The organism is Herbidospora sp. RD11066 (assembly GCF_054661255.1).
The window spans coordinates 477,367-503,480 of sequence record NZ_BAAGDO010000006.1 but is presented as its reverse complement, the minus strand read 5'-3'; the positions used below and the strand labels follow the sequence as shown (position 1 = coordinate 503,480).

At 69.3% G+C, this 26,114-nt stretch carries 24 protein-coding genes; 5 read left to right on the top strand and 19 right to left on the bottom strand.

Translation table 11 applies throughout. From position 1 onward, the window contains the following. Positions 1 to 9 precede the first annotated feature (9 nt). Positions 10 to 1,245, bottom strand: a complete 1,236-nt coding sequence (locus tag ACYQ78_RS25135; RefSeq protein WP_459803357.1) for a class I SAM-dependent RNA methyltransferase — start codon at positions 1,243 to 1,245, stop codon at positions 10 to 12. A 7-nt stretch (positions 1,246 to 1,252) separates the two neighbouring features. Further along, a complete protein-coding gene (locus tag ACYQ78_RS25130) occupies positions 1,253 to 3,301 on the bottom strand; it encodes an APC family permease (RefSeq protein WP_459803356.1) in 2,049 nt (682 codons plus the stop codon). A 98-nt stretch (positions 3,302 to 3,399) separates the two neighbouring features. Between ACYQ78_RS25130 and ACYQ78_RS25125 the strand changes: the two genes are divergently transcribed. Both ACYQ78_RS25125 and ACYQ78_RS25120 read left to right on the top strand, forming a co-directional pair. Further along, the gene (locus ACYQ78_RS25125) at positions 3,400 to 4,071 is read left to right on the top strand and encodes a potassium channel family protein (RefSeq protein WP_459803355.1); all 672 of its coding nucleotides are present in this window, start codon (positions 3,400 to 3,402) and stop codon (positions 4,069 to 4,071) included. After that, the gene (locus tag ACYQ78_RS25120) at positions 4,071 to 4,730 is read left to right on the top strand and encodes a potassium channel family protein (protein WP_459803354.1); all 660 of its coding nucleotides are present in this window, start codon (positions 4,071 to 4,073) and stop codon (positions 4,728 to 4,730) included. The genes ACYQ78_RS25125 and ACYQ78_RS25120 overlap by 1 nt, the downstream gene beginning before the upstream one ends. Before the next feature lie 4 nt (positions 4,731 to 4,734). Here the strand turns inward: ACYQ78_RS25120 and ACYQ78_RS25115 are convergent, their stop codons facing one another. From ACYQ78_RS25115 to valS, 6 genes are all read right to left on the bottom strand, one after another. Next, positions 4,735 to 5,409, bottom strand: coding sequence for a DUF3159 domain-containing protein (locus ACYQ78_RS25115; RefSeq protein WP_459803353.1), 675 nt, complete (start codon positions 5,407 to 5,409; stop codon positions 4,735 to 4,737). 20 nt (positions 5,410 to 5,429) lie between these two features. Continuing rightward, complete coding sequence (locus tag ACYQ78_RS25110; RefSeq protein WP_459803352.1) at positions 5,430 to 5,816, bottom strand: OB-fold nucleic acid binding domain-containing protein; 387 nt, start codon at positions 5,814 to 5,816, stop codon at positions 5,430 to 5,432. A 70-nt stretch (positions 5,817 to 5,886) separates the two neighbouring features. Next, positions 5,887 to 6,567, bottom strand: a complete 681-nt coding sequence (locus ACYQ78_RS25105) for a DUF3710 domain-containing protein (RefSeq protein ID WP_459803351.1) — start codon at positions 6,565 to 6,567, stop codon at positions 5,887 to 5,889. Between the two features lie 14 nt (positions 6,568 to 6,581). Continuing rightward, the gene (gene dut, locus ACYQ78_RS25100) at positions 6,582 to 7,019 is read right to left on the bottom strand and encodes a dUTP diphosphatase (RefSeq protein ID WP_030454392.1); all 438 of its coding nucleotides are present in this window, start codon (positions 7,017 to 7,019) and stop codon (positions 6,582 to 6,584) included. Between the two features lie 11 nt (positions 7,020 to 7,030). Further along, entirely contained in the window at positions 7,031 to 8,203 is a 1,173-nt protein-coding gene (locus ACYQ78_RS25095; RefSeq protein WP_459803350.1) for an AI-2E family transporter, read from the bottom strand. Positions 8,204 to 8,245: 42 nt separating this feature from the next. Then, the gene (valS, locus tag ACYQ78_RS25090) at positions 8,246 to 10,768 is read right to left on the bottom strand and encodes a valine--tRNA ligase (protein ID WP_459803349.1); all 2,523 of its coding nucleotides are present in this window, start codon (positions 10,766 to 10,768) and stop codon (positions 8,246 to 8,248) included. Positions 10,769 to 10,836: 68 nt separating this feature from the next. Here valS and ACYQ78_RS25085 point away from each other — a divergent pair, with 68 nt between their 5' ends. Next, positions 10,837 to 11,136 carry a DUF4235 domain-containing protein gene (locus tag ACYQ78_RS25085; RefSeq protein WP_459803348.1) on the top strand — a complete coding sequence of 100 codons (300 nt, stop codon included), beginning with the start codon at positions 10,837 to 10,839 and terminating at the stop codon, positions 11,134 to 11,136. A gap of 95 nt (positions 11,137 to 11,231) precedes the next feature. On the opposite strand, the gene ACYQ78_RS25080 is transcribed toward ACYQ78_RS25085, so the two are convergent. The 5 genes from ACYQ78_RS25080 to ACYQ78_RS25060 form a co-directional block, all read right to left on the bottom strand. Next, entirely contained in the window at positions 11,232 to 12,605 is a 1,374-nt protein-coding gene (locus ACYQ78_RS25080) for an alpha,alpha-trehalose-phosphate synthase (UDP-forming) (RefSeq protein WP_459803347.1), read from the bottom strand. A gap of 162 nt (positions 12,606 to 12,767) precedes the next feature. Further along, a complete protein-coding gene (locus ACYQ78_RS25075; RefSeq protein ID WP_459803346.1) occupies positions 12,768 to 13,565 on the bottom strand; it encodes a hypothetical protein in 798 nt (265 codons plus the stop codon). Between the two features lie 19 nt (positions 13,566 to 13,584). After that, a complete protein-coding gene (locus ACYQ78_RS25070; RefSeq protein ID WP_030454398.1) occupies positions 13,585 to 13,884 on the bottom strand; it encodes a DUF4193 domain-containing protein in 300 nt (99 codons plus the stop codon). Between the two features lie 234 nt (positions 13,885 to 14,118). Continuing rightward, on the bottom strand, positions 14,119 to 15,465 hold the full coding sequence (locus tag ACYQ78_RS25065; RefSeq protein ID WP_459803345.1) for a sensor histidine kinase: 1,347 nt from the start codon (positions 15,463 to 15,465) through the stop codon (positions 14,119 to 14,121). Continuing rightward, entirely contained in the window at positions 15,462 to 16,115 is a 654-nt protein-coding gene (locus ACYQ78_RS25060) for a response regulator transcription factor (protein ID WP_459803344.1), read from the bottom strand. The genes ACYQ78_RS25065 and ACYQ78_RS25060 overlap by 4 nt, the downstream gene beginning before the upstream one ends. A 189-nt stretch (positions 16,116 to 16,304) precedes the next feature. Here ACYQ78_RS25060 and ACYQ78_RS25055 point away from each other — a divergent pair, with 189 nt between their 5' ends. Continuing rightward, positions 16,305 to 16,469, top strand: coding sequence for a hypothetical protein (locus ACYQ78_RS25055; RefSeq protein WP_169807267.1), 165 nt, complete (start codon positions 16,305 to 16,307; stop codon positions 16,467 to 16,469). An 80-nt stretch (positions 16,470 to 16,549) separates the two neighbouring features. Here the strand turns inward: ACYQ78_RS25055 and ACYQ78_RS25050 are convergent, their stop codons facing one another. The 5 genes from ACYQ78_RS25050 to ACYQ78_RS25030 all read right to left on the bottom strand — a co-directional run bounded on the left by ACYQ78_RS25050 (position 16,550) and on the right by ACYQ78_RS25030 (position 23,945). Next, on the bottom strand, positions 16,550 to 17,359 hold the full coding sequence (locus tag ACYQ78_RS25050; RefSeq protein ID WP_459803343.1) for an inositol monophosphatase family protein: 810 nt from the start codon (positions 17,357 to 17,359) through the stop codon (positions 16,550 to 16,552). A 71-nt stretch (positions 17,360 to 17,430) separates the two neighbouring features. Beyond that, positions 17,431 to 19,611, bottom strand: coding sequence for an ATP-binding protein (locus ACYQ78_RS25045; RefSeq protein WP_459803342.1), 2,181 nt, complete (start codon positions 19,609 to 19,611; stop codon positions 17,431 to 17,433). A 20-nt stretch (positions 19,612 to 19,631) separates the two neighbouring features. Beyond that, a complete protein-coding gene (locus ACYQ78_RS25040) occupies positions 19,632 to 20,759 on the bottom strand; it encodes a hypothetical protein (RefSeq protein ID WP_459803341.1) in 1,128 nt (375 codons plus the stop codon). Positions 20,760 to 20,762: 3 nt separating this feature from the next. Continuing rightward, positions 20,763 to 21,827: a DNA methyltransferase gene (locus ACYQ78_RS25035; RefSeq protein ID WP_459803340.1), complete on the bottom strand. Its 1,065-nt coding sequence runs from the start codon at positions 21,825 to 21,827 to the stop codon at positions 20,763 to 20,765. A gap of 192 nt (positions 21,828 to 22,019) precedes the next feature. After that, on the bottom strand, positions 22,020 to 23,945 hold the full coding sequence (locus ACYQ78_RS25030) for a S9 family peptidase (protein WP_459803339.1): 1,926 nt from the start codon (positions 23,943 to 23,945) through the stop codon (positions 22,020 to 22,022). Positions 23,946 to 23,975: 30 nt separating this feature from the next. Between ACYQ78_RS25030 and ACYQ78_RS25025 the strand changes: the two genes are divergently transcribed. Continuing rightward, positions 23,976 to 24,968 (top strand): ferrochelatase, encoded by a 993-nt coding sequence (locus ACYQ78_RS25025; RefSeq protein ID WP_459803338.1) that lies wholly within the window; start codon positions 23,976 to 23,978, stop codon positions 24,966 to 24,968. On the opposite strand, the gene ACYQ78_RS25020 is transcribed toward ACYQ78_RS25025, so the two are convergent. Continuing rightward, a complete protein-coding gene (locus ACYQ78_RS25020) occupies positions 24,930 to 26,072 on the bottom strand; it encodes a lytic transglycosylase domain-containing protein (protein WP_459803337.1) in 1,143 nt (380 codons plus the stop codon). The two genes, ACYQ78_RS25025 and ACYQ78_RS25020, sit on opposite strands and share 39 nt — an antisense overlap. Positions 26,073 to 26,114 lie beyond the last annotated feature (42 nt).

Sequence of the window (26,114 nt, the reverse complement as noted above, 5' to 3'; positions counted from 1 at the left end):
CAGGCCGAGCTAGGCGGCCTGGACGAGCAGCGCCACACACTCCACGTGGTGCGTCATCGGATATTGGTCAAATGCCCGGATATCCGCCAGTTCGTAGCCGAGTTCCTGGAACCACTTGATGTCGCGGGACAGCGTGGCCGGGTCGCACGAGACGTACACGATCCTGGACGCCCGCAGGCTCGCCACCCGCTCCACCACCGGCCGCCCCAGCCCCGCGCGGGGCGGGTCGGTCACCACGAGGTCGGCCTGCTCGATCTCCAGCCGGTCGAGCGCCTCCTCGACCCTGCCGCGCTCGAAGGAGACCTGGGAGACGCCGCGCAGGTTCCAGCGCGCGTCCTGCACGGCCTGGGCCTCGGACTCGATGCCCAGCACGGCGCCGGTCGGGCCGACCGCCTCGGCGAGACCGGCCGCGAACAGCCCGGCGCCGCAGTAGAGGTCGAGGGCCCACTCCCCCGGCTTGGGCTGGGCGAAGTCGAGCACCGCGTTGTAGAGGGTCTCGGCCGCGCCGGGGTGGACCTGCCAGAAGCCGCTGGCCGAGACGCGGAAGTCGCGGTCGGCGGCGCGCTCGATGAGCGTGCCCTGGCCCTGGACGACCCGGGTGCCCCGGCGGCCCTCGTCGAGCATCACGCTGGCGTCGATGTCGGGGATCCGCACGTCGCGGTGGGGCTTCGGGGTCACCACGACCGCGTGGTCTCCCCCGGTGGAGGCGATGAACTCGACGGAGGCGGCCCCGCGCCAGCCCTCGGTCGCCACCCGCAGCTCCTCGATCTCCGGGGCGGCGATCCGGCAGTCGGTCACCGGCTCGACCTCGTGGGAACGATGGCGGCGCAGGCCCAGCAGGCCGTCGCGGCCTGTCGCATATTGCACGCGGGTGCGCCACCCCAGCCCGTCGGGAGCCCCCGGCACCTCTTCGACCGTGATCTCACGGTCGACACCCGCCAGGCGGGACAACTGTTCGGCCACCACATCGGCCTTCAGGCGCCGCTGCGCCTCAAGGGAGGCGTGCTGCCAGTCGCAGCCGCCACACTTCCCGGGCCCGCTGAAGGGGCACGGCGGGGTCACCCGGTCGGGCGACGCCTCAAGGATCTCCACCGCGTCGGCGCGCAGGAAGCGGGCCGTCTCCTCGGTGATCCGGGCCCGCACGCGCTCTCCGGGAAGCGCGTGCCTGACGAACACCACCCGCCCGTCGTGCCGGGCGACGCACCATCCGCCATTGGCCACCTGGCCCACCGTCAGTTCAAGCATCCCCCCATCATGCCCTGGGCTGACCATCGGACCGACCGGACGACGATCCGTACGGCCGCCGCGCGGAGCCGGGAGCCGCCGCCTCGGCACGCCCGATCACGCGGTCGGCCGACTGGAGCTGCCACGGCACGCTGGTGACCATGACCCCGGGCTTGAACAGCAGGTTGGCCTTCAGGCGCAGCGCGCTCTGGTTGTGCAGGAGGTGCTCCCACCACCGGCCGACCACGTATTCGGGGATGTAGACGGTCACCACGTCGCGCGGCGACCGGCGGCGCAGCGACTTGACGTAGTCGAGGATCGGCCGGGTGATCTCCCGGTAGGGGGAGTCGAGGATCTTCAGCGGTACGGGGATGCCGCGCCGGTCCCACTCGGCCTGGAGCCGCTGCGACTCGGCCGGATCGACGCCGACCGACACGGCCTCCAGGGTCGAGGGGCGGGTCGCGCGGGCGTACGCGAGGGCCCGCAGAGTCGGCTTGTGGATCTTGGAGACCAGCACGATCGCGTGGTTGCGGGCCGGGAGCATCGAGGCGTCGACGTCGTCTTCGGGGGCGGCGAGCTCGGCCGCGACCGCGTCGTAGTGGTGGCGGATGCCCTTCATCATCAGGAACAGCACCGGCATGGCGATGCAGACGATGTAGGCGCCGTGGGTGAACTTGGTGACCAGCACGACGACGAGCACGATGCCGGTCATCACGCCGCCGAACCCGTTGATCACCCGGGCCCGCATCATCTGGAACCGGACCTTGGCGTCGGCCTCGGTGCGCAGCAGGCGCGTCCAGTGGCGGACCATGCCGGTCTGGCTGAGCGTGAACGACACGAACACGCCCACGATGTAGAGGTTCAGCAGCTTGCTGACGTCGGCGTCGAACGCCCAGATCAGCAGGCCCGCCCCGGCGGCCAGGATGATGATGCCGTTGCTGAAGGCCAGCCGGTCGCCGCGCGTGTGGAGCTGGCGGGGCAGATAGCGGTCCTGCGCCAGGATCGAGCCCAGCACCGGGAAGCCGTTGAACGCCGTGTTGGCGGCCAGGAACAGGATCAGCGCCGTCACGGCGGAGACCAGGATGAACAGGAGCGTTCCCGGGCCGAAGACCGCCGAGGCGACCTGGGAGATGATCGGTTCCTGGTAGTAGTTGGGGCCGACCGCCGAGCCGTCGGGGCGCAGCAGGCCGCCCGCGACGTGGGCGGGCTCGGCGACCGTCACACCCGCCTTCAGGCCCAGGAAGATGATGCCGCCGAACATGCTGACGGCCACCGAGCCCATGAGCAGCAGGGTGGTCGCGGCGTTACGGCTCTTGGGCTTGCGGAAGGCCGGCACACCGTTGCTGATCGCCTCGACCCCGGTCAGCGCGGCACACCCGGAGGCGAAGGCGCGCAGCACCAGGAACGCCATGGCGAAGCCCGCCAGGTCGGTCTCCTCGGGCACCACGTCGAACCCGGCCGTCGGGGCGCGCAGTTCGTCGCCCAGGACGCCCAGGCGGAACACGCCCCACAGGATCATCCCGATCACGGACGCCATGAACAGATAGGTGGGGATCGCGAACAGGATGCCCGACTCGCGGATGCCGCGCAGGTTCATCATGGTCAGCACGACCACGATGACGATCGCCACGAGCGGCTTGTGGGTGGCCACGAACGGGATGGTCGCGCCGACGTAGTCGACGCCGTTGGCCACCGACACGGCCACCGTGAGCACGTAGTCGACCAGCAGCGCGCTGGCCACGGTGAGCCCGGCGTTGGGCCCGAGGTTGACCGTGGCCACCTCGTAGTCGCCGCCGCCCGACGGGTAGGCGTGCACGTTCTGCCGGTACGACGCCACCACCGTCAGCATGATCACCACGACGCCGACGGCGACCCACGGGCTGAAGTTGTACGCCGCCACGCCGGCGATGGACAGGATGACGAGGATCTCCTGCGGCGCGTAGGCCACGGAGGAGAGCGCGTCGCTCGCGAAGACCGGGAGGGCGACACGCTTGGGCAGGAGCTGCCCGTGCAGCTCGGTGCTGCGCAAGGCGCGCCCGACGACAAGGCGCTTGACGAGATCCGTCACCTTTGGCACGACTGAGAAGCGTAGCCCCCCTGGCCAGGGCACCGGCACCGGGTGGCACCGGTAGGCGCAATACTGTCCCCATCGACGTCTCGACACCGGCGGGGAGCATGCACATCGTGATCATGGGGTGCGGACGCGTGGGATCCACGCTCGCCCACATCCTTGAGGACAACGGCCATTCGGTCGCGATCATCGATCGTGATCCCCAGGCGTTCCGGCGCCTGCGCGCCGGGTTCCGGGGGCGCCGGGTGACCGGGATCGGTTTCGACCGCGACGTCCTCGAAGAGGCCGGCATCGAATCCGCGCAGGCTTATGTGGCCGTGTCCAGCGGCGACAACTCCAACATCATCAGCGCCCGGGTGGCCCGCGAGACGTTCGGCGTCGACAACGTGGTGGCCCGCATCTACGACCCGCGCCGCGCCGAGGTCTACCAGCGGCTGGGCATCCCGACCGTGGCGACCGTGCGGTGGACGGCCGACCAGATCCTGCGCCGGGTGCTGCCCGAGGGCGCCGAGCCGCTGTGGCGCGACCCGACCGGCACCGTCGTGCTGGCCGAGGTCACCTACAACCCGGCCTGGATCGGCACCCGCACCAAAGACCTCGAGACCGCCATCGGCGCCCGGGTCGCCTTCCTCAACCGCATGGGCGAGGCGGTCGTCGCCCGGGAGGACACCGTGCTCCAGGAGGGCGACGTGCTCCACGTCGTCGCCACCGGAAGCCACATGGACCACATCAACAAGCTGCTGTCGGGCACCCCCGCCGAGCACGAGGAGAACTGATGCGCGTCACGATCGCGGGGGCGGGCGCCGTCGGCCGGTCGATCGCGGCCGAGCTCCTGGAGAACGGCCACGAGGTGCTGCTGATCGACATCGACCCCAAGGCCATCAAGATCGACAGCGTGCCGAGGGCCGAGTGGCTGCTCGCCGACGCCTGTGAGATCTCCGCGCTCGACGAGGCCGGGCTCAACGCCTGCCACGTCGTGATCGCCGCCTCGGGCGACGACAAGGTCAACCTGGTCGTCTCACTGCTGGCCAAGACCGAATACGGCGTGCCGCGCGTGGTCGCCCGCATCAACCACCCGAAGAACGAGTGGCTGTTCAACGAGTCGTGGGGCGTCGACGTCGCGGTCTCCACGCCGCGTCTGATCAGCGCGCTGGTCGAAGAGGCGGTCAGCGTCGGCGACCTGGTGCGGCTGATGACGTTCCGCCAGGGGCAGGCCAACCTGGTCGAGCTGACCCTGCCGGAAGACGCGCCCGTGGTGGGCCAGCGGGCCGGTTCGGTGCCGTGGCCGACCGACTCGGCGCTGGTGGCGATCCTGCGCGAGGGCCGGGTGCTGGTGCCGTCGGCCGACGACCCCTTGGAGGCCGGCGACGAACTGCTGTTCGTGGCCAGCCAGGAGGTCGAAGACGAACTGGCGCAGCTCCTCGCCCCCCACTGACGCTTTACGAGGTGGCCTGCTCGGGGGCGGTGCGTCCCCGGGCCAGCATCCAGCCGACGACGGCCAGCGCGGCGATGTAGACGGGCCAGCCCAGCGCCACCTTCGCGATGCCCAGGCCGGTGGCGTTCCCGGCCATGTAGAGCGGGATCTGCACGGCCAGCTTGATGAGGCCCGGCAGCGCCATGACCCACGACAGCTTCACGCACAGGTCGACGATGGCCTTGTCGCGGTGCCAGGCGATCGGGTCGTCGGGGTTGGTGGCGCCGAGCAGGAAGCCGAGGAACGGCCACCGCACCAGGATCGACAGGATCATCACCACCTCGACCACGGCGATGTAGAGCATGCCCGGCAGGAACGCGTCTTCGGCGTTGCCGCTGCGCAGCGCGAAGAACGCGCCGATGCCGATCCCGAACAGGCTGTTGAGCACGAACTGGGGCGTCGACCGCTGCACGACGCGGGCGATCAACAGCAGCACCGCGAGGGCACCGGAGACGATGAGGGAGAGCTTCAGGTCTTCGGTGAAGATCCAGCCCAGGGTGAAGGCGACCGTGGGCACAGCCGCCTCGACGGTGCCCCGTGTGCCGCCGAAGGCCTTGGCGATCTGGGCCCGGACCACGGCCTCCACCGTCTCGTGGGCGCTGGCCGGCTGGGGGGGCGCGGCCTCTTCGGCAGTGCTCACGTGTGGTTCACCGTTCCTCGTCACCCGGTAGGGCGAAGCTCGTAACGCGGGTTGAACATGACCTTGCGACCATCCTGCAGGCTCACGAGGCCCTCGGCGCGGACGACCCGGCCGGGCTCGATGCCGACGATCTTGCGTCGGCCCAGCCAGACCAGGTCGATGACGTCGGAGCCGTCGTAGAGCTCGGCCTCCAGGGCCGGGGCGCCGCCGCGGGGGCGGAGCGTCACCGTACGGAGAGTACCGGCCACGCAGAAGCGCTGGCGTTCGCCACACGCCGCGATGGGAGTGGCCCCCTCGGTTTCGAGGTCTTCACGTAGCTCGGCCGCTTCCAGCTCCGCCTGACTGCTCGCCAGCCGACGGAAAAAACCGCGCAGTCCGCCCTTTTTGACGGGCTCCTGTGTACTCATGATGCTTCAGCCTAGGCGATGGGCCGCCAGGTGCATAACGGTCCCATATCGACCATGCAAAAGCGGGAATTCACCGGGTCTCGGTGATCTCCGGGCCCCGCTCATAGGGGTTGTACGGCTTCTCCTCCGCCTGCTCCTCCAGGGCCTGCCGGGCCTCGGCGGGAAGCTGGAGGGGGATGCCCTCACGGGGGGCCATCGGGTCGTCGCCGCGCACGACCACGACCTCGCGCACCACGCCCTCGAGGACCGCGGCGGCCCCCGGGTCGACGGCGGCGCGGCCGGTGATCACGGCCCGCAGGAACCAGCGCGGGCCGTCGACCCCGATGTAGCGGATCGGCGCCTGCTGCCCGTTCTCCTGCGGCACCACGGCGTGGAGCTCGGTGCCGAAGGGCCCCTCGCGCTCTTCGACGGTGCCCTTGGCCGTCTGGACGTCGCGGGTGAGCTCGACCCGGAGGTCGTCCCACAGGCCGGACTTCTTGGGGGCGGCGAAGGCGTGGAGCTGGAGGGCGCTCTCCTGGGCCAGGACCAGCGCGCCGACGATCTGCTCGCCGGCCACCTGGAGCTGGACCTCGAAGTCGGGCCCGATCGGCAGGTGCAGCCCGCCCAGGTCGACCCGGTCGGCCTCCGGATAGCCGTCGGCGGCGTCCCAGGGACCGGACTCGCGGCCCGAGCCTCCGGGTGCCTTGGCCTCCTGCTGACCGGGAGTGGCATCGGACGGGGTCTCGGCCGCGCCACGTCGGCGTCGGAACACTTGGTTCACCTTTCCTATCTGCCGGTGGAGCCGAACCCGCCGGCGCCGCGCGCCGAGCCGGGGAGCCGCTCCACCTCGTAGAACGCCGCCTTCTCGACCCGCTGGATGACCAGCTGGGCGACGCGGTCACCGCGCCGCAGCCGGACGGCCTCCTTGAGGTCGGTGTTGAGCAGCGTCACCTTGATCTCGCCTCGGTATCCGGCGTCGACCGTTCCAGGCGCGTTGACCAGCGTCACGCCGTGTTTGGCCGCCAGGCCGGACCGGGGGTGGACGAACGCGGCGTAGCCGTCGGGCAGCGCGATCGCCACGCCCGTGCCGACCATGGCCCGCTCGCCCGGGAGCAGCTCGACGTCCTCCGCCGCGTAGAGATCGGCCCCCGCGTCGCCCGGATGGGCGTAGGCCGGTAGCGGCAGCTCAGGGTCGAGCCGGTGGATCAGCACCTCGACACTCATGGATCGCAACCCTACCGGTTGGGGCCACCCGGGACCGCGTCTCCCGCGCCTGGTGAGGGCTCTGGTTCGGGCGGGAGTGGTTCGACGGGCTTGGGCGGTGGCTCGGGGCGCTCACGGCGCAGTTCCGGCAGCGCCCGGTAGATCACCGCCGTGACCGGGACGGCCACCACGGCCCCCGCGATGCCGCCGATCACGCCGCCCACCGCCAGCACCAGGATGATCGCCAGCGGGTGGAACTCCAGCGCCCGGCCGACGATCAGGGGCTGGAGCACGTGGTTCTCCAGCTGCTGCTCGACCACCAGGACGCCGACGAAGATCAGGGCGTACACCCAGCCCTGGGAACCGAAGACCACGAGGGTGGCGATGCCGCCCGCGAAGAAGATGCCGACGATCGGGATGAACGAGGCGAAGAAGATCAGCACCGCGAGCGGCGCCCACAGCGGCACCCGCATCCCGGCCAGCACGATGCCGATGACCATGGCGTGGACGGCCGCGACCGCGACGGTGCCCAGCACGTAGTGGGACAGGGTGCGCCAGGCGGCCCGGCCTGCCCGGTCGACCCGGTCGGAGGCTCCCCCGAAGGCACGCAGGAACCAGGCCCAGATCCGGTCGCCGTCTTTGAGCAGGAAGAACGTCACGAACAGCAGCAGCACGATCCCGGCCAGCACCTCAAGCAGGGCGGTCGCGCCGGTCAGCACGGTGTCGGTGATCTGGCTGCGCTGCTCGTTGAGCTGGCGGGTGAGGTCGTCGACGAAGTCGGCGATCTGCGCCTCGCGCAGGTGGAGCGGCCCGGTGAGCAGCCAGTTCTGCACGTCGCGGGCGGTCTGCTGGATCTGCGCGACCAGCCCGGGGAACTCCTCGTTGGCCCGGTTGCCGATCAGGAACCCGAGCCCGCCGATGAACGCCAGCGCCACCAGCATGGTCAGCCACGTGGCGTAGATCGGGCGCAGCCCGGCCCGCCGCAGCCGCTTGGTGATCGGGAACAGCAGGGCCGTCAGCAGGAACGCGATCGCCACCGGAAGGGTGACGAAGCTCAGCCTGGCGACGATCATGGCGACGATGTAGACGACCACGCCGATGACGATGACCCGCCACGACCACGACGCGACCATGTTGAGTGTCGGCGGTACGTCCGGCCCCCGCCGGCCCTTCCCCGGATGGGCCCGCTCACGTTCTGCGATCACGCGTCAAGCCTGGCACGGGAACCGGCCTGACGCGCAACCTGATTAGGCTTCTTCGAGGACGGTCTTCACCACGAGCGGCCCTTCGGCCGTCTCCAGGACGAATTCCTCGACGTTCCCGGCCGAGCACAGGTCGTCCTGCGCGAGGCGGACCAGGTCGGCCTTCTCGCCCCGCACGTCGAGCCGGGTCACTTCGGCCCGCATCGACAGCTTGGCCGCCGACTTGGCCTTGCGCACCCGCGCCAGCACGTCGGCCACCGCCTCCAGCACGTCGGGGTCCCCGCCGCGCCCGGCCACCGTCGGCCACGACGCGGTGTGGACGGAGCCCTCCCGCCACCACGACCAGACCTCTTCGGTGACGAACGGCAGGAACGGCGCGAACAGCCGCAGCAGCGTGTCGAGCGCGGCCCGCAGCGCGACGACCGCCGAGGCGTCGCCGTCGTAGGCGCGCGCCTTGACCAGTTCGAGGTGGTCGTCGCAGAACGCCCAGAAGAACCGCTCGGTCCGCTCCAGCGCCTTGGTGTAGTCGAACGCCTCGAACGCGCGGGTGGCGTCGCGGATCACCTCGTCGAGCGCGGCCAGCATCGACAGGTCGAGCGGCGCGGTGACCTCGCCGGGGTTGTCGTCGAAGGAGAGCACGAACTTCGACGCGTTGAGGATCTTGATGGCCAGCCGTCGGCCGATCTTGATCATCCCGGTGTCGAAGGTGGTGTCGGTGCCCGGACGGCCGTTGGCCGCCCAGTAGCGGACGGCGTCGGAGCCGTACTCCTCCAGCAGGCCCATGGGCGTGACCACGTTGCCCTTGGACTTCGACATCTTCTTGCGGTCGGGGTCGAGGATCCAGCCCGAGATGGCGGCGTGCTTCCACGGCAGCACGCCCTCTTCCTGGTGGGCGCGGACCATCGTGGAGAACAGCCAGGTGCGGATGATCTCGTGGGCCTGGGGCCGCAGGTCCATCGGGAAGACGCGCTGGAACAGGTCGGCGTCGCGCTCCCAGCCGCCCGCGATCTGCGGGGTCAGCGAGGAGGTCGCCCAGGTGTCCATGATGTCGGGGTCCCCGGCGAAGCCGAAGGGCTTGCCGCGCATCTCCTCGGTGAACCCGGGCGGCACGTCGCTCGCCGGGTCGATCGGCAGCATGCCCTCGGGCGGCAGGAGCGGCGCCTCGTGGATGATCTGGCCCTCGGCGTCGAGCTGGTACCACACCGGGATCGGCACGCCGAAGAACCGCTGCCGCGAGATCAGCCAGTCTCCGGCCAGCCCCTCGACCCAGTTGTCGTAGCGGACCCGCATGTGGGCGGGGTGCCAGATCAGCTCGCGGCCCCGGTCGAGCATCTCCCAGCGCAGCTTGGCGTCGCGCCCGCCGTTGCGGATGTACCACTGGCGGGTGGTCACGATCTCGAGGGGCCGGTCGCCCTTCTCGTAGAACTTGACCGGCCGCTTCACCGGCCGGGGCTGCCCCTCCAGCTCGCCGCTGTCGCGCAGCATCTCGACGATGCGCTCGCGGGCGCTGTGCATGGTCTTCCCGGCCAGTTCCTTGTACGGCTCGGCGTTCACGCCCTCCGGGGCGTCCGGCAGCATCCGGCCGTCCCAGCCGACGACGGCGCGCGTGGGCAGTTCGAGCTCACGCCACCAGATGACGTCGGTGACGTCGCCGAAGGTGCAGATCATCGCGATGCCCGAGCCCTTGTCGGGCTCGGCCAGATGATGGGCCAGGACCGGGACCTCGACGCCGAAGACGGGGGTGCGCACGGTCGACCCGAACAGCGGCCGGTAGCGCTCGTCGTCGGGGTGGGCGACCAGCGCGACGCAGGCCGGGATCAGCTCGGGGCGGGTGGTCTCGATCCACACCCGGTCGGCGAACCCCTGCGCCTGCTGCTCGGGCGACAGGTGGAAGGCGATGCGGTGGAAGGCGCCCGGCCACTCGCGGTCTTCGAGCTCGGCCTGGGCGACGGCGGTGCGGAAGGTGACGTCCCACAGGGTGGGGGCCTCGGACAGGTAGGCCTGCCCTCGCTCCAGGTTCCGCAGGAACGCCCGCTGGGAGGCCGCCCGCGCGTTCGCGTCGATCGTCTGGTAGGTCATCGACCAGTCGACCGACAGCCCGAGCCGCCGCCACAGCTCTTCGAACGCCTTCTCGTCGTCGGCCGTCAGCCGCTCGCACAGCTCGATGAAGTTGCGCCTTGAGACCGGCACCTGCTGCTTGCCGGGCTTGTCGGGCGGCTGGAACCCGGGGTCGTAGGGGACCGAGGGGTCGCACCGGACGCCGAAGACGATCTGGACCCGGCGCTCGGTCGGCAGCCCGTTGTCATCCCACCCCATGGGGTAGAAGACGGACTTGCCCCGCATTCGCTGGAACCGGGCGATCGTGTCGGTGTGGGTATAGGAGAAGACGTGGCCGACATGCAGTGATCCGGAGACGGTGGGGGGCGGCGTGTCGATCGAGAAGATCTGCTCACGCGGCCGCGACCGGTCGAACCGGTAGAGGTCGTCGGCGGCCCAGCGGGCTACCCATGCCTGCTCCAAGCCGTCGAGAGAGGGCTTGTCGGGGGGCATCGGTCGCTGAATCGTCATGCCACCAGATGTTATGGCGTACAGGCCTGGCGGACGCACCAGAATAAGGCTGTTACCGAGGAGGGATCATGGCGGGTAAGGAAGAGAAACCGGACATGCAGTGGCGCATCGTCGGCGGCCTGGTGGGGCTGGCGGTCGGCTTCGCCGCGAAGAAGGTGCTGTCCTTCGGCTGGGAGAAGGCCACCGGCAAGAAGCCCCCGGCCAGCGTCGACTCCCCCGACGTGAGCCTCGGCGAAGCCATCGCCTACGCGGTCGTGATGGGCCTGGGCATGGAGGTGACCCGCATCGTCGCCACCCGCGCCGCGGCCAAGCGCTGGAAGAACTGGAAGGACATGGCGCAGGACGTCACCGACGAGCTCAAAGACTAGGGAGACAGGCGGCCTTCCCCGGGGGGCCGCCTGTTTCTTTGGGCAGATTCGAAGGCGCGCACCCAGGCCGGCCTCCGGCCGACCAGGGTCCGCGCTCATGCCTCCAGGTCGGTGAGGAAGTCGCTGGCCCAGCGGTCGACGTCGTGGGTGGCGACGCGGCGGCGCAGCGAGCGCATCCGGCGGCCCAGTTCGTGGGGCGGTTCGTGCATGGCGGTCATCATGGCCCGCTTCATGCCGTCGATGTCGTAGGGGTTGACCAGGTAGGCGTGCTTCAGCTCGTCGGCGGCGCCGGCGAACTCGCTCAGCACGAGGGCCCCGCGCAGGTCGTGGCGGCAGGCGACGTACTCCTTGGCGACCAGGTTCATGCCGTCGCGCAGGGGCGTCACGACCATGACGTCGGCCGCGCAGTAGAGGGCCGCCAGCTCCTCCCTGTTGTACGACTGGTGCATGTAGTTGACCGGCGACCAGCCGAACAGGCCGTATTCACCGTTCATGCGCCCGACCTGGAGCTCGATGTCGTTGCGCAGCCGGATGTACTCCTCGACCCGTTCCCGGGTGGGCGTCGCGATCTGCACGAACACCGCCTCACCGGGCTCGATCCGGCCCTCGGCGAGCAGCTCGCCGTAGGCCTTGAGGCGCTGGCCGATGCCCTTGGTGTAGTCGAGCCGGTCGACGCCGAGCAGCACGTGGTCGGGGTTGCCGAGCTCGGCCCGGATCTCCTTGGCCCGCGTCATGATGTGCGGCTCGCGCACGAGCTGGTCGAGGGAGCCGAAGTCGACCGAGATCGGGTAGGCCTCGGCGCGGACGATCCGGTCGTCGACCTGGATCTCGTTGCGGCTGGCGGGGAGGTTGAGCACCCGCCGGGCGAGCCGGACGAAGTTGGAGGCCCCACCGGGCCGCTGGAACCCGACGAGGTCGGCGCCCAGCAGTCCTTCGAGGATCTCCTTGCGCCAGGGAAGCTGCCAGAACAGCTCGGCGGGCGGGAAGGGGATGTGCAGGAAGAACCCGATCTTCAGGTCGGGCCGCAGTTTGCGGAGCATCGCCGGCACCAGCTGGAGCTGGTAGTCCTGGATCCACACCACCGCCCCGGGGGCCGCGGCGTCGGCCGCCGCCCGTGCGAACCGGTCGTTCACCGCCCGGTAGGCGTCCCACAGGACCCGCGAGTAGACGGGGGTCGCGACGACGTCGTGATAGAGGGGCCACAGGGTGGCGTTGGAGAAACCCTCGTAATAGAACTCGACCTCGAGCTGCGACAACGGCACGGGGATGAGATGCATCCCGTCGTGGTCGAACGGCTTGAGTTCTTCACCGGCCGCGCCGTGCCAGCCGAGCCATGCCCCGTCTCTTCGCTGCATCACCGGAGCGATCGCGGTCACGAGGCCGCCTGGACTGCGGCGCCATTGTTTTTCGCCCACACGGTCGACCGGCAACCGGTTCGCGACGATCAGGAACGAGCTGGTGCCACGCATGAGCCCTCCAGTTATCGCCTTACGGATAACCATACGTAAGGTCTCTGGAACCGCCCATACCCCCATCGACGTGCACAATTCATAACACGGAGTGTGAGAATGATCTCCCGCAGGTCGCGACCTGTTACTCAATGGTTGGGACCAGATGGTAACGGTTTGGTATCAGCCTGACGGAGCAGGGGGAAGGCCGCGCTGACGCCGGAGATCCGTGCGTACCGCCGTGGCCAGACGCTTGGTGGCGAGGCGGTTGAGCGCCCCGCCGGCGACCGCGCCGGTGAGGAAGGGGCCCAGGGTGGTGAGGTGGCGCCCCAGAGTGCGCATCAGCCGGTTGCGCAGCGAGGTCTTGGCCGCCGCCCCGAGGGCGAGCGTGACCGACGCGGGCTTCAGGGGGTCGACCCCTCGCTGCTTGGACCAGGCGATGGCGAACTGCGCCGCCCGGTGGGGCCCGGTTCCCTGCACCTGCACGCCGTAGACCTCGTGGAGCTCGCCCAGGAGCTTGACCTCGATGGCGGCCACCACGACGGTCTCGGCGACGAGCTGGGCCGGCGCGGAGAGAAGGAGAGGGGGCGCGGCGAACTCCGCCGCGGCCAGTGCGCCGCCCACGGCGCCGACGGCCATCGTGGCCTTCGCCGCCGTTCGTACCAGATCGTCGGCCAGTTGCTCGCCGGTCAGGCCGTAGTGGTGCTCCTGCAGTGTCGCCAGGTCGCGGATCGGCAGCCGCAGGGCGACGTTCATGAACAGGTCGGCCAGCCAGCGGCCGCGGCCGACCCCGCTCGCGCCCGCCTTCCTGGCGGACGTGGCCAGCGCCCCGCTGAGGCGGCCGAGCAACTTGCGCCGCTCGGCGCCGTCAGTTTCCCCCGGTGCGTCCTGGCTGACGAGCTTGCCGATGATCTCGGCGACTTCGTTGTCGCCATCGCGATCTCTACTCTGATCTCTGGTCTGATCCGCTTCTGAAGCCATCAACGGACCCTTCCCGGAATCAGGCTGCGCACTCGCGGCAGACCTGCTGTCCGTTCTTCTCGGAGGCCAGCTGGCTGCGGTGATGCACCAGGAAGCACCGTGAACAGGTGAACTCGTCGGCCTGCCTCGGAATCACTCTGAGCGAGAGCTCCTCGTTGGACAGGTCGGCCCCCGGCAGCTCGAGCGACTCGGCCAGATCGGTCTCGTCGATGTCGATGCTGCCCGACGACTTGTCGCTGCGCCGCGCCTGAAGTTCCTGAAGGCTGTCTTCGCTCAGGTCGTCGTCAGTCTTGCGCGGGCTGTCGTAGTCGGTAGCCATTTGCGTACTCCATCCCCCTCATCTGTATCTCTGACGCTTCGGGAGGGTGGCGCCCATTACCGGGCATTCGGTACCCCGGATGAATAGACGCTGAACCTCCCGACTCGCGAGGGTGTTCCCCACCTCGGCTCCGGTTAGCCAAATATGGCGAAACCACAGCATTGGCGGGATGACCCACCGCGTTCGACGGCACATCCAACCACATTGCGCGAGTGGATGTGCAGCAGGGCACGATCACCGCGCCGAGGGACTCGCCGCGGGCGCCGAACCCGGCAGTCGCACCGTCACCACGAGGCCGCCGCCGTCACGCGGAACCGCCGTGACCGTCCCCCCGTGAGCACGCACGATGGCGCGCACGATGGACAGTCCGAGCCCCGCCCCCTTGGCCGACTCGATCCGGTCGGCGTGCAGCCGCCGGAAGGGCTCGAAGAGCGCGTCGACCTCGTAGGCCGGGACCAGAATGCCGGTGTTGGCGACCTGAACAACGGACCCCCCGTCCACGATTCCCGATCGCACCCAGACTTTTCCGCCGGACTCGTTGTTGTACTTGATCGCGTTCTCGACGAGGTTGCTGACGCAGCGTTCGAGCAGCACCGGGTCGCCCGTGACCTGGGCGGGGTGGAGGTCGTACTCGATGTCGACGTTCTGCTCGGTGGCGAAGGGGGCGAGCTGGTCGACGGCGGTCTTGGTGACGTCCTGGACGTCGACGGACTTCCGCACCGACAGTTCGCGTTCGCTGCGGGCGAGCAGCAGCAGGCCCTCGATGAGGCGTTCGTGGCGGGCGTTGGTGCCGAGCAGGGTCCGGCCGAGCACCCGCAGGTCGTCGGAGGCCTCCGGATCGGACAGCGCGACCTCCAGGACGGTCCGGTTGATCGCCAGCGGTGTTCTCAGCTCGTGGGAGGCGTTGCCCACGAACCTCCGCTGGGCGTCGAAGGCGCTGTTGAGCCGGGTGAGCATGGCGTCGAAGGTGTCGGCCAGCTCCTTGAGCTCGTCGTCGGGGCCCTGGAGGTCGATGCGCTCGTGGGCCAGCGAGGTCTCCGAGAGCCTGCGGGCGGTCGCGGTCATCTGCATGACCGGCTTCAGCGCCCGGTCGGCGACGACGTAACCGAGGATCAGCGCGAGGATGCCCACCCCGAGCAGGGCCATCAGCGACCGCTGGAGCACGTAGCTCTGGGCCGCCTCGATGGTCTCCATGCGCTTGCCCGACCAGAAGTCGTCGAACTGCTGGGCCCACGACGGGTCGGGGGCGTCGACCAGGGTCAGGGGCGGCCAGGCCGCCTTGATCGCCCAGCCCACCAGCGAGTACATGACGAAGACCAGCAGCGCCCCGGCCACGAAGAACATGGCGCCGTAGGTGATGGTGAGGCGCCAGCGGATGCTGAGACGGCCGGCCAGGTCCTTGACCTGCTCGGCGAGCGGCGGCCTGACCGGATGCGGGTCGCCCGGCGGCGGTCCGTCCCAGGCCGGCGGGCCCTGCGGCGGCGGAGGCTGGCGCCGATAGGGGCCCGTGCCCATCGGCGAGGTCATCCGGACCCCGGCGTCGAGGGTCTCCGCGGTCGCTTCGTCCTTGCGTTCGGTCACAGCTTGTACCCCACTCCAGGTACTGTCTCGATCACCTGGGGTTCACCCAGCTTCTTCCGCAGCGTCATCATCGTCACTCTGACCACATTGGTGAAGGGATCGATGTTCTCGTCCCACGCCTTGTCGAGCAGGTCCTCCTGGCTGACCACGGCCCCCTCGGCCCGCAGCAGCTCCTCCAGGACGGCGAACTCCTTCTTGGTCAGCGTGATCTCGTTGTCGTCGCGCGTGACCAGGCGCTTGCCGGGGTCGAGCCGGATGCCCGAACGTTCCAGGATCGGCGGCAGCGACGACGCCGACCGGCGCCCCAGGGCCCGCACCCGCGCCACCAGCTCCATGAACACGAACGGCTTGGCGAGATAGTCGTCGGCGCCCAGCTCCAGGCCCTCGACCTTGTCGTCGACGTCACCACTGGCGGTCAGCATGATGATCCGCGAGGCGGTGCGCTGAGCCACCAGGCGCCGGGCCACCTCGTCGCCGTGGACCTTCGGCAGGTCGCGGTCGAGCACGATCACGTCGTAGTCGATGTAGCCCGTCTTCTCCAGGGCGGCCGCGCCGTCGTAGGCGACGTCCACGGCCATCGCCTCCCGGCGAAGTCCGGTCGCGATCGCGTCGGCGAGCACGCGCTCGTCCTCCACCACAAGCACCCGCATCGGGCTCCTCCTTCATCAGGTGGCTTCATTCTCGCGTCAGTGACCGTAAGTGCACGGTAAGGCGCATCCCGAGATGGAGAAATTTCCATGTTTAGGCGTTTAAGCAGGGTGGGTAGAGGAGGTCATACCCCCGAGCCAACGCGTCCGCTTCCGCGTCGGCTCGTTTGACCCCACAGGAAAGAAGGTGAGATGGGCGAGTTCACGAGCACGATCGAAACCCGGCTCGACCAGGCCTACAAGGGATTGCAGGAGGCCACGAACGCCGGCGACGATTTCCTCGCCGACACCCTCACCGCCGAGATCGAGGATCTTCGGAGGCTGGCCGACGACCACGGCATCCCTCTTCAGCGCTGACTGACCCAGCCTGAGAAAACCCTCCCGAGCAGAGCGAGGCCCCGCACGACCAACAGGTCGGCGGGGCCTCGCGTTTCTCCTCAGAGATCCCTTTCGGGATCCTGGGCGAGCAGTAGGTCGTGGAGCTGCTCGAACAGCTCCGGCGCGGCGGCAAGCCCCATTTCGATGTTGTACGACGCCCCGCGCAGCCCCCCGACCTTCGCGCCCGCCTCCTCGGCGATGAGCCCGCCCGCGGCGTGGTCCCAGTAGTTGGTGCCGCGCTCGTAGTAGGCGTCCACCCGCCCGGCCGCCACCGAGCACAGGTCGACCGCGCACGAACCGCCCCGCCGGATGTCCCGCACCCGGGGCAGCACCTCGGCCAGCACCCGCGCCTGCACGGCCCGCCGCCCCGCGGCGTACCCGAACCCGGTCGCCACCAACGCCCGGTCGAGCGGAACCCCGGTCGAGCACGAGATGGGCCGGTCGTTCAGGAAGGCCCCGCCCCCGCGCACGGCCGTGAAGACCTCCCCCATCGGCGGCACGTTGACGACCCCCGCCACGATCCGCCCGTCGACCTCGACACCGATCGACACCGACCAGGCGGGCAGCCCGTAGAGGAAGTTGACGGTCCCGTCGATGGGGTCGACGACCCAGCGCGCCTCCCCCGCCCCCGGGGTGTCACCGCCCTCCTCACCGAGGATGGCGTCGTCGGGCCGGTTCTCGGTGATCCGCGCCCGGATCAGATCCTCGGCCGCGCGGTCGAGGGCGGTCACGACGTCGGTGGGGCTGGACTTGGTCTCCACCACTTCGGGGCGGGAGGCCAGCGCGGCTCGTTCGGCGAGGAGCAGATCGCCCGCCTCGATCGCGATGCTCCGAGCGAGATCGAGGAGTTTGTCCGGGTTCAACGGCATGCGCACAGGCTATCGAGGCCCGATGAACAGGCTGCTTCCCCTGCCGCACCCGACCACACACCGTCCCGGAGTCAGAGGAGCCCGCCCTCTGGGGGAGGAGCATGGCGATCACCCGATTCCCCGTCGCTCGGTGGTCGGGGCACGCCTTCCCTGCGTGGACGGGCGAGGCTCGTCGCCTTCACCCATGTGGTCATCGCTCTTGGATCCCCGGCTTTCGGCCGCCTTTCAGCGACCCAGGCCTGATCTTCGGGACCGAGAATCTCCAAGAGCGCGCGTTGGTCAAGGCGCTGCTGCCGAATCCATACCCTGCGGTCTCCACTCACTTTACCGGCGAGCGCATCTTCGAGAATCTGCGTGATCCCGCCCCATGGATATCCCCAGTCGCTTCGTACTCGTTCCTGGAAATCGGCATTATCGGCAAGCTGCTGGATTGCCTCTCGAGCGAAGATCTCGGTGATGTCCAACTGGTCGGCGACCGTGGCTCCGACGCCGCCGGTCGCTTTGACCGCATCGCGAACGGCCTGCCGGAGCCGTTTCCTCAGTAGGGATGCGTAACAGTTCTCACCTGCACGGTTGTAACCCGGGTCGGCGAGCTTGACCATGTTCTCGAACAGCATCGCGCGGATCGGGATCGGGTAGGGCGTGATCCCGGCGCTGGACCAGAAGATGCCGTGCCCGGGAATGGGCTCGTTCAAGAGAGACGACAGCAGGTCGTCGGAGAAATGGGCGTTCGCTTTCTTGGCCGCGCGCAGGTCTCCTTCGGAGAGCAGATGGAAGATGAACCAGTTGTCGCCCTGGGAAAGGATTTCCGGCGGAATACTCGACGGCTGCTGTGTGATAAGAACCGCGCCCAGATCGTATTTCCGCCCTTCCTTGACCCACGAGACGAACGGGCCCTCGCCCTGCGCCGCCGTCGGGTTCAGCACCGACTGGGCCTCTTCGATGACCGCGATCGTCGGGATGCTGCGTGAGTCCTTCTTCGTGAACTCCGCCTGGTTGTGGTCGAAGAGGTGCTGGAGGATCACGCCCGCCAGGGCGAGCCCTTGCGCCCCGCGCATCTGGGAGATGTCGACCACGCAGAGCTTGCCGTCGGAGAGCGCCTTGACCAGTGCCGTGAGCAGCTGGCTCGACGGATCGTGGAGAGCGTTGACGATGCGCACCATGTTGGCGCGAGCGGCCAGAGCCTCCATTTCCTGAGTCGCGTTGAGCTGGAGGGCCTCACAGATGTGGCGCAGGTCGGTGCCGCCCCTCTCCCGCCACACCTGGTCAACCAGCCGCCCCCACGCGTCGGAGCGCAACTGCTTGAGCTTGGCGACGTTCTGCTGGTCCTGGCGTTCGGCCGGGATGACCAGCGAGACGACCTTGGCCGCCTGGAGCTCCTTGATGTTGAGCTTCACCTTGTCCACGATGAAAGACCGGTAGAAGGCGCTGTCACCCTCCTTGTCGGTGAAGACGACCAGTCGGTCCTTCAGTTCCGGCACGTCGCAGAGTCCTGGCCTGCCCTTGTCGTCCGGCCAGTAGTACTCACCGTCCGGGTCGAAGATCACCGTGCCGACGGGGACCTCGCGATCCCGCTTTCTCGTGGTGGGCGGCCTGGTCTGGCCGTACAGGTTGGCGAACTGCATTTTCACCAGGTTCGACTTGCCGAACCCGGCCCGGGCGAAGACGAACGACCGCCGGCTGACCAGCTGGTTGACGTTGAAGCGGGGGATGATCTTTGGGCTCCGTACCTCCAGCCATTCCACGTCGCCCACCCGCTGGTCGTCTCCGGCGAAAACGAACTCGCCGAAGGCCAGGAACCCGAGTTCGGCCGCCTCGTCACCTTCATCGGCGGCTCCGGCCACATGGCGGAGCAGGTCATCGGACAGGAAGGCGACTTTCGCCCCCACATGGGGAAGCCGCCGATGGGAGGGCACGAACATCGGAGGCTCTCCGGCTCCCCTGCTTCGGAGCACGCCGAGAATGCGGATGTCGACGCGGTATTTGAGGTACTGCTCCCGCAGGTCCTCCGGAATGGCGCGGTCTTCGCGCTGCTGCCGCAACGCGTAGTCCTCTCCCGTTCCCGAGAGCAGGCGGCCCTGTGCGGAGATCGTGGTGATCCGGCCGAGGACCGCTTCGGTGTCGTTCTCCAATCCCACGATGATGAACTGCCCGTGCATCGGTGACGACTGGAAGTCGTTGCGGTACGGCAGGATCAGGTCGGCGTGGAATTCGAGCCCTCCTTCCGAGAAGCCGAGGAAGGTGCCGACCACGTTCTGCTTCTCGAAGAAGGTCATTGATACCTCACCGCTGCCGGGTCGGCGACGGCGAGGCGCTGGGCGTCGAAAACGTGCCGCCGATCAGCGGCGATCTGCTCACGAACGGCCTCCTCGAGTGAGTCCTGAAGGATCGCCAGATCCAGGTCGACCACCTGCGCGTGCCGGTCGGCCTCCTGAAGGCAGTGCGGGTAGAAGGGGACGGGGAAGCCCATCTGCGCGTCGTCGAGCAGCGATCCGAACACCTGCTGGGCGCGATGGGCCTCGCTGTGCAGGACGTCGACGGTCCACACCGGGTCTCCGGTCCGGTCGCCGAACCTGACCAGGTGCATCGCGCCCATGTTGAACTTCGGGTTCTCCTTGCCGTCGTCGACGTCCTCGGGCGAACGGACGTACTCGTCCCAGTCGTAGACCTTGGTCTGCAGCGAGATCGGCACGGGGACGTAGCAGGCGTATCCGGTCGTGAACACGTCCTGGACGGCCATGGCGAGCCGATAGCGCTCGATCACCCGGGACCGCTTGGCGATGCCCACCAGGAAGATCTCTCTCTTCCGCGTTCTCCGGGTCGTCTCGATCGCCTCTTTGATCTTCTTGTACATCTCGACGAAGAGGTCGTCCCGGAAGATCTTGGCGCGGAGGAGGCCGTCCCTGACGATCAAGGTGTCGCCGCCCCACGTCTGCCTCGTGACGAGGTCGTACAGCGCCGCCCATTCACACAGATCCCGGAAGACCAGCGGCCAGGATCGGGACCTGGGTCTGGCCGGGATCATCGGGCTGAGGTCGGCCAGCGAGGTGACGTTCAGGTCGCTCATCAGCGTGCCCAGGGGTGTGCCCTGATCGAGGTGGCGCCGGCCGAGAGCGGTCGTGTCGCTCGACGGTGAGATGACGTCGAGGACCAGCTCCTGCCCGAAGGTGTCCACGACTCGTACGACCTGCAGCGAGAAGGGATTGAACACCAGCTGGTTGTTGCCCCCGTCGGAGGCGACCAGGGAGATCCGGTTGGTGTTCCGCGGCTGGATGGTCCTGACATCCTGTTTCAGGAGGGCGACGTCGTCCATCACCTCGGCGAGGAGGTTGGCGTCTCCGAACGTCGCGTGCCGAATCAACTCTTTCAGCTCGGGGAGCCGGTCCGGATCGAACATCATCGATCACCCGCGTCTTCGGATCAGTTCGGCGGTGACGTCGATCTCGTCGACGGCGAGCCTCATCGTCTGCTGTTTGCCGGCGAACTGCTCGGCCTGCCTCCGTGGGCCCCTGGCCGCTCCCGCCGGGTGGACATCTCGTACGAGCCATCCCGATCCGGCCTCGCGCAGTGAGGCGAGCAGCATCTTCTCGGGCGAGATGCCGGCCGAGGGGAGCGCACCGAACCGGATCACCAGGTGGGCCCCTGGTGCGCATCGGCCCGCGACCGCACGCCAGACGTCGGCCATCGCCGAGACGAACGCCGCCTGGTTCTTCTTCGTGGCGAGCTGGCCTTCGGTCCCGTAGGGAACGTTCGGCGGGCCGCCGAGGAACCAGTTCCTGAGCCACTGATCAGGAACGTACGTCCGCATTCCGTAGTAGGGCGGCGAGGTGACCACGAGGTCGAAACGCCGCCGCAACCGGCCCACGGTCGCGGCCGCGTCCCCGAGCAGGACCTGCCCGCCGGTGCGAGGCGGGAGGTTGCGCAGCATCCGCTCCGCCCGGCGCCCGACCACCTCAATCGTGTCGACGTGAAAGGGATACAGATCCCGCTCACGCCAGAACCGGACCGCATATCCGGGTTTCGAGGCGTACGTCCTCGGCATCTGATTGGACAGATACGACGGCAGCCTCTTGTTTCTGGGGCCGTGGAGAATTCCGAGAATCAGCGCCCGGAGCATCACCGAAGTAGGCGTGTCGCGATGGGAGAGCAACCCGGCGCGAAGCGCGGAGAGTTCCCGTAATGTCCGGCCGTGGAAAGCCCAGTCCCAGAAATGACCCGTGGGAACCGAGGCCCCGCCATGCTTCCCGACCAGGTCTCGGGCCAGGCGGACCACGGATGCGGGGCCCACCCGCGTGAGTTTCGCCCGGGCGATCGCGCTCGCGACCGGATTCAGATCAATGCCGACGGCTGACCGGCCGGTCAACCGGGCGGCGTACAACGTGGTGCCCCGGCCACAGAAAGGGTCGAGGATGCGCTTGGCCTCGGGATACTCGGCCATCTGCTGGAGCGGGAAATCCAGCGGGAACATCGTGTAATAGGGGCAAACCGCATTCAGTCGGAGCCAGTCTTCCGGCCATGCTTCCATGTCCACCGCTACCGGCATACGGTGATCATAAAATGATAATCAGCCCGGGTATAGCCTTGATCGGCCATTAAAGGGCCGCATGAATTGCCCTCCCAGGAATGTGGCGGGCCCGGCTCTTGGGCCGGGCCCTTTTCGTCAGCTCACGGTGCCGGGTCTGACCCAGTCTTCTCCCAGCACGTGGTGGGCCAGGAAGGCCGAGACCGTGTCGTACCAGGCGAGCGTGTTGCCGGGTTTGAGGATCCAGTGGTTCTCGTCGGGGAAGTACAGGAACTTGGCCTCGGCGCCGGTGCGCTGGAGGTCCCACCACAGCCGCAGGGCCTCGCCGATCGGGACGCGGTAGTCGCGGTCGCCGTGGATGACCAGCATCGGGGTGGTGATCCGGTCGAGCGAGTGGTGCGGGGACAGGCGGCGGTAGCGGTCGGAGCCGGGCGGGCCGAACTCGCGCTGCCAGAACGACGAGACGTCGGTCGTGCCGGCGAACTGGTCGAGGTTCCACAGGGAGGCGTGGGTGACGATCGCCTTGAAGCGGTCGGTGTGGCCGGCCACCCAGTTGGCCATGTAGCCGCCGAACGAGCCGCCCATGGCGGCGGTGCGGGTCTCGTCGATCTCGGGGAGCTTGCAGGCGGCGTCGGTGATGGCCATCAGGTCGCCGTGGGTGACCGGGCCCCATTCGCCCCAGCCGCGGTCGATCATCGCCTGGCCGTAGCCGGTCGACATGGCGGGGTCGGGGAGCAGCACCGCGTAGCCCTTCGCGGCCATGATCCACGGGTTCCAGCGCCACGACCAGTCGTTCCAGCTGCCCAGCGGGCCGCCGTGGATCCACAGCAGCAGCGGGGCCGGGGTCTCGGTGGCGGGCAGGACCAGCCAGGCGCGGATCTCGGTGCCGTCGTCGGCGGTGGCGGAGATCTCGGTGAGGGTGCCGGGCAGGTCGGGGACCGGGGTGGCCGACGGGAGGGTGACCCAGCCGCCCTCGACGAGCTTGACCGGGACGGGCGGGCTGTCGACGGCGCCGCGCAGGGCGTAGATCGTGCCGTCGGGGGCCACGTTGACGTCGATGTAGGCGCCGTGGTCGGGGGTGATCCGGGTGCGGGTGCCGTCGAGGGCCACCTGGAAGATCGGGCGGCGGCCCTGGTGGTCACAGGCGGCGTACACGGACCGGGAGTCGCGGGCCCAGGCGACCGAGTGGGCGGCGTCGCCGAGGCCGCGCTGGTCGCCGGTCTCCAGGTCGATCAGCCACAGTTCGACGGCGCCCGAGATCGTCTCGGAGGTGATGCGCTCGCGGTGGCAGACCACGTGGCGGCCGTCGGGCGAGACCACGATCGGACCCTCGAAGTCGTAGCCGTCGTCGGCGGCCAGCGTGCGGCGCTCGCCGCCGGTCAGGGCGACCACGCGGACGCGCTCCTCGCCGTTGCCGAACGGCTCACGCCACTGGGTGATCACGGTGGCGCCGTCGGGGGTGAGGTCGAAGGAGCAGTTCCGGAGGGCGGCGCCCGCGTCGGGGGTCAGCTCGCCGTGCTCGACGGAGAAGAGCCGGGTCTGGCCGGGGCCGATGTCCTGGTCCCAGTAGCGGACGGGGTAGCCCTCGTGGAGGATCGCGCTGATCCCGGCGTCCTCGCGCTCCTTGCGGCGGTCCTTCTCGGTGTCCTCGTCGCCGGGGAGCACGTCGGAGACGTACACGATCGAGGAACCTGCGGCCCTCACGCCGCCGATGCCGCCCGGACGGGTGGCGAGACGGCGGGGCTCACCGGTCTTCGGCAGGAGCCACAGGGCCGGTTTGTCGTTGTCGTCCTTCTCGGTCGGATCGGGTCGCGCGGACACGAACAGCAGGTCGCCGCCGGGGGTGAAGACCGCGCCCGCCTCTCCCTTCGCCGAGCGGGTCAGCCGGGTGGCCTCGCCATCGGGGTCGAGGGGGATGTCGTAGAGAGCCGTGCCGAAGGACTTGTGGTCGGGGTTCAGGGACTGCGTGACAGCGACGAGCCGGGAGCCGTCGGGGGCCAGGCGCAGCGAGGCCGTCCGGGGGACGGCGACGTAGTCACGCACATCCTGGAAGATCGAGCTCATCCGTCGAACCTACCCCCCTAAGCTGGGCACATGGGGAACTACGACGCTGTGGTCGTGCTGTCGTTCGGCGGGCCCGAGCGGCCGGAAGACGTGCTCCCGTTCCTGGAGAACGTGGTGCGCGGGCGGGGGGTGCCGCGCGAGCGGCTGCTGGAGGTGGAGGCCCACTACCAGGCGATGGGCGGGGCCAGTCCGATCAACGACCAGAACCGGGCGCTGGTCGCCGAGCTGGAGAAGGTCCTCGACCTGCCGGTCTACTGGGGCAACCGCAACTGGCACCCCTTCCTCGAGGAGACCGTCGCGCGGATGAAGGCCGACGGCGTCAAGAGGGCGGCGGCGTTCGCGACGGCGGCCACGGCCTCCTATTCGAGCTGCCGGCAGTACCGCGAGGACATCTCCCGGGCCGCCGCCGCGGTGCCCGGCGGGCCCGAGCTGATCAAGATGCGCCACTTCTACGACCATCCGGGTTTCGTCGCGGCCATGGCCGACCGCACCCGCGCGGCCCTCGCCGACGTGGGCGACGACGCCCGGCTGGTCTTCACGGCCCACTCGATCCCGGTGTCGATGGCCACCGTGGCCGGGCCGCGGGCCGACAACGGCTACGAGCGCCAGCTCCGCGAGGCCTCCGCGCTGGTCGCGGCCGAGGTCGGGGCGGCCGATTTCGACCTGGTGTGGCAGAGCCGCAGCGGGCCGCCGCACATCCCGTGGCTGGAGCCCGACGTCTGCGACCACCTGGAGGCGCTCCACGCCAAGGGCGTCGAGTCGGTCGTGCTGGTGCCGATCGGGTTCGTCTCCGACCACATGGAGGTCCTCTACGACCTCGACGTCGAGGCGCGCACGCTCGCCGACGATCTCGGCATGCGCATGGCCCGCGCGGGCACGGCGGGCACCCATCCGAAGTTCGTCGAGATGATCCGCGACCTGGTCGCCGAGCCCGAGCCGACCGCCTGCCCGCTCACCTGCTGCCCGGCGCCGGTGCGGCCGATGTCAGGGGTACGCGCGAGCGTAGGCCCCGGCGAGTCCTAGCACCTTGTTCACGTAGTCCCACGAGTGGTTGTAGGCCCACACCGCCTTCCGGAGGGCCTCACCACCACCGGCCGCGCCGGTGGCGCACAGGTAGTTGGCCGCGCCGGGCACGGCGTCGTACGCGCTCCAGATGTCGGCCTTCCCGTCGCCGTCGCCGTCGACGCCGTAGGCCCGCCAGGTGGCCGGCATGAACTGCATCGGGCCGAGCGCCCCGGCCGACGACGGTCCGTTGTTGCGGCCGTGGCTGCTCTCGACCTGGCCGATCGCGGCGAGGACCGTCCACGACAGCCCGGGACAGACGGCGGCCGAGCGCTGGTAGAGCTCCAGGTAGCTCTCGGGGCGCCCGACGAGGGTCTGCTTGGGGGCCGCCTCGCGCTCGGCGGCCTCCTCCTTCACCACCCCGATCGGGACGACGCTCGACCCGGTGCCCATGAGCTTGCGCACCCGGTTGCCGCTGACGTCGTCGCCGTGGATGAGCACGACGACGCCGTCGGAGAAGCCGAGCCGCGACCCGAGGTCCTTGGAGACGATGCCGTCGATGTTCGGGAAACCGAGCGCGGCCGAGGCGGCGATCCGCAGGCGGGGGCCGTTGTCGACCTGGTATTCCTCGCCCAGCACCATGCCGAGGCGCTTCATGACGGCCGGGTCGGCGACGACCTCGCCGCGCGCGATGGCACTCCACACCTCGGGGTGTTCGGCGACCGGTTTCGGGGTCCACGCCCGGAACTGGGCCGGTTCGACCGCGAGCAGCTGCAGCGGGTGGCCCGACATCTTCACCCCGCCGCCCGCCACGAGGGCGACCTTCTCGACGTGCTTCACCTTGGCGATCCGCAGCACCGTCTCCTGCGGCACCGGCTGCGGCGCGATGCCGAGCAGCTGCGGCGGCGTCACCGTGACGCCCGGCCCGCCGATGGACGGCGGAGAGGTCGGGATGATCTGGTCGGGCACGAGGTCCGGCACGTTCGCGCTGGCCACGGGCTTCTCCTCGCCCGTGCCGAGGAGGAAGAGGCTCCCCGTGGTCACCGTCACCACGATCGTCGCGGCGAGCCCGGCCACCACCGCACGAAGCGGCGTGAACCGGGGATGACGGGGAGCCCTGTTCACGTTGATACCTTATCGACCGGAAACTCACTTGCCATCAAGACT

Excerpts from the sequence above, each read along its gene's own strand:
- ACYQ78_RS25135 (WP_459803357.1), bottom strand. The coding sequence starts at position 1,245 with ATGCTTGAACTGACGGTGGGCCAGGTGGCCAATGGCGGATGGTGCGTC.
- ACYQ78_RS25125 (WP_459803355.1), top strand. The coding sequence starts at position 3,400 with ATGCACATCGTGATCATGGGGTGCGGACGCGTGGGATCCACGCTCGCC.
- ACYQ78_RS25120 (WP_459803354.1), top strand. The coding sequence starts at position 4,071 with ATGCGCGTCACGATCGCGGGGGCGGGCGCCGTCGGCCGGTCGATCGCG.
- ACYQ78_RS25110 (WP_459803352.1), bottom strand. The coding sequence starts at position 5,816 with ATGAGTACACAGGAGCCCGTCAAAAAGGGCGGACTGCGCGGTTTTTTC.
- dut (WP_030454392.1), bottom strand. The coding sequence starts at position 7,019 with ATGAGTGTCGAGGTGCTGATCCACCGGCTCGACCCTGAGCTGCCGCTA.
- valS (WP_459803349.1), bottom strand. The coding sequence starts at position 10,768 with ATGACGATTCAGCGACCGATGCCCCCCGACAAGCCCTCTCTCGACGGC.
- ACYQ78_RS25085 (WP_459803348.1), top strand. The coding sequence starts at position 10,837 with ATGGCGGGTAAGGAAGAGAAACCGGACATGCAGTGGCGCATCGTCGGC.
- ACYQ78_RS25080 (WP_459803347.1), bottom strand. The coding sequence starts at position 12,605 with ATGCGTGGCACCAGCTCGTTCCTGATCGTCGCGAACCGGTTGCCGGTC.
- ACYQ78_RS25075 (WP_459803346.1), bottom strand. The coding sequence starts at position 13,565 with ATGGCTTCAGAAGCGGATCAGACCAGAGATCAGAGTAGAGATCGCGAT.
- ACYQ78_RS25070 (WP_030454398.1), bottom strand. The coding sequence starts at position 13,884 with ATGGCTACCGACTACGACAGCCCGCGCAAGACTGACGACGACCTGAGC.
- ACYQ78_RS25060 (WP_459803344.1), bottom strand. The coding sequence starts at position 16,115 with ATGCGGGTGCTTGTGGTGGAGGACGAGCGCGTGCTCGCCGACGCGATC.
- ACYQ78_RS25055 (WP_169807267.1), top strand. The coding sequence starts at position 16,305 with ATGGGCGAGTTCACGAGCACGATCGAAACCCGGCTCGACCAGGCCTAC.
- ACYQ78_RS25050 (WP_459803343.1), bottom strand. The coding sequence starts at position 17,359 with ATGCCGTTGAACCCGGACAAACTCCTCGATCTCGCTCGGAGCATCGCG.
- ACYQ78_RS25040 (WP_459803341.1), bottom strand. The coding sequence starts at position 20,759 with ATGATGTTCGATCCGGACCGGCTCCCCGAGCTGAAAGAGTTGATTCGG.
- ACYQ78_RS25035 (WP_459803340.1), bottom strand. The coding sequence starts at position 21,827 with ATGTTCCCGCTGGATTTCCCGCTCCAGCAGATGGCCGAGTATCCCGAG.
- ACYQ78_RS25030 (WP_459803339.1), bottom strand. The coding sequence starts at position 23,945 with ATGAGCTCGATCTTCCAGGATGTGCGTGACTACGTCGCCGTCCCCCGG.
- ACYQ78_RS25025 (WP_459803338.1), top strand. The coding sequence starts at position 23,976 with ATGGGGAACTACGACGCTGTGGTCGTGCTGTCGTTCGGCGGGCCCGAG.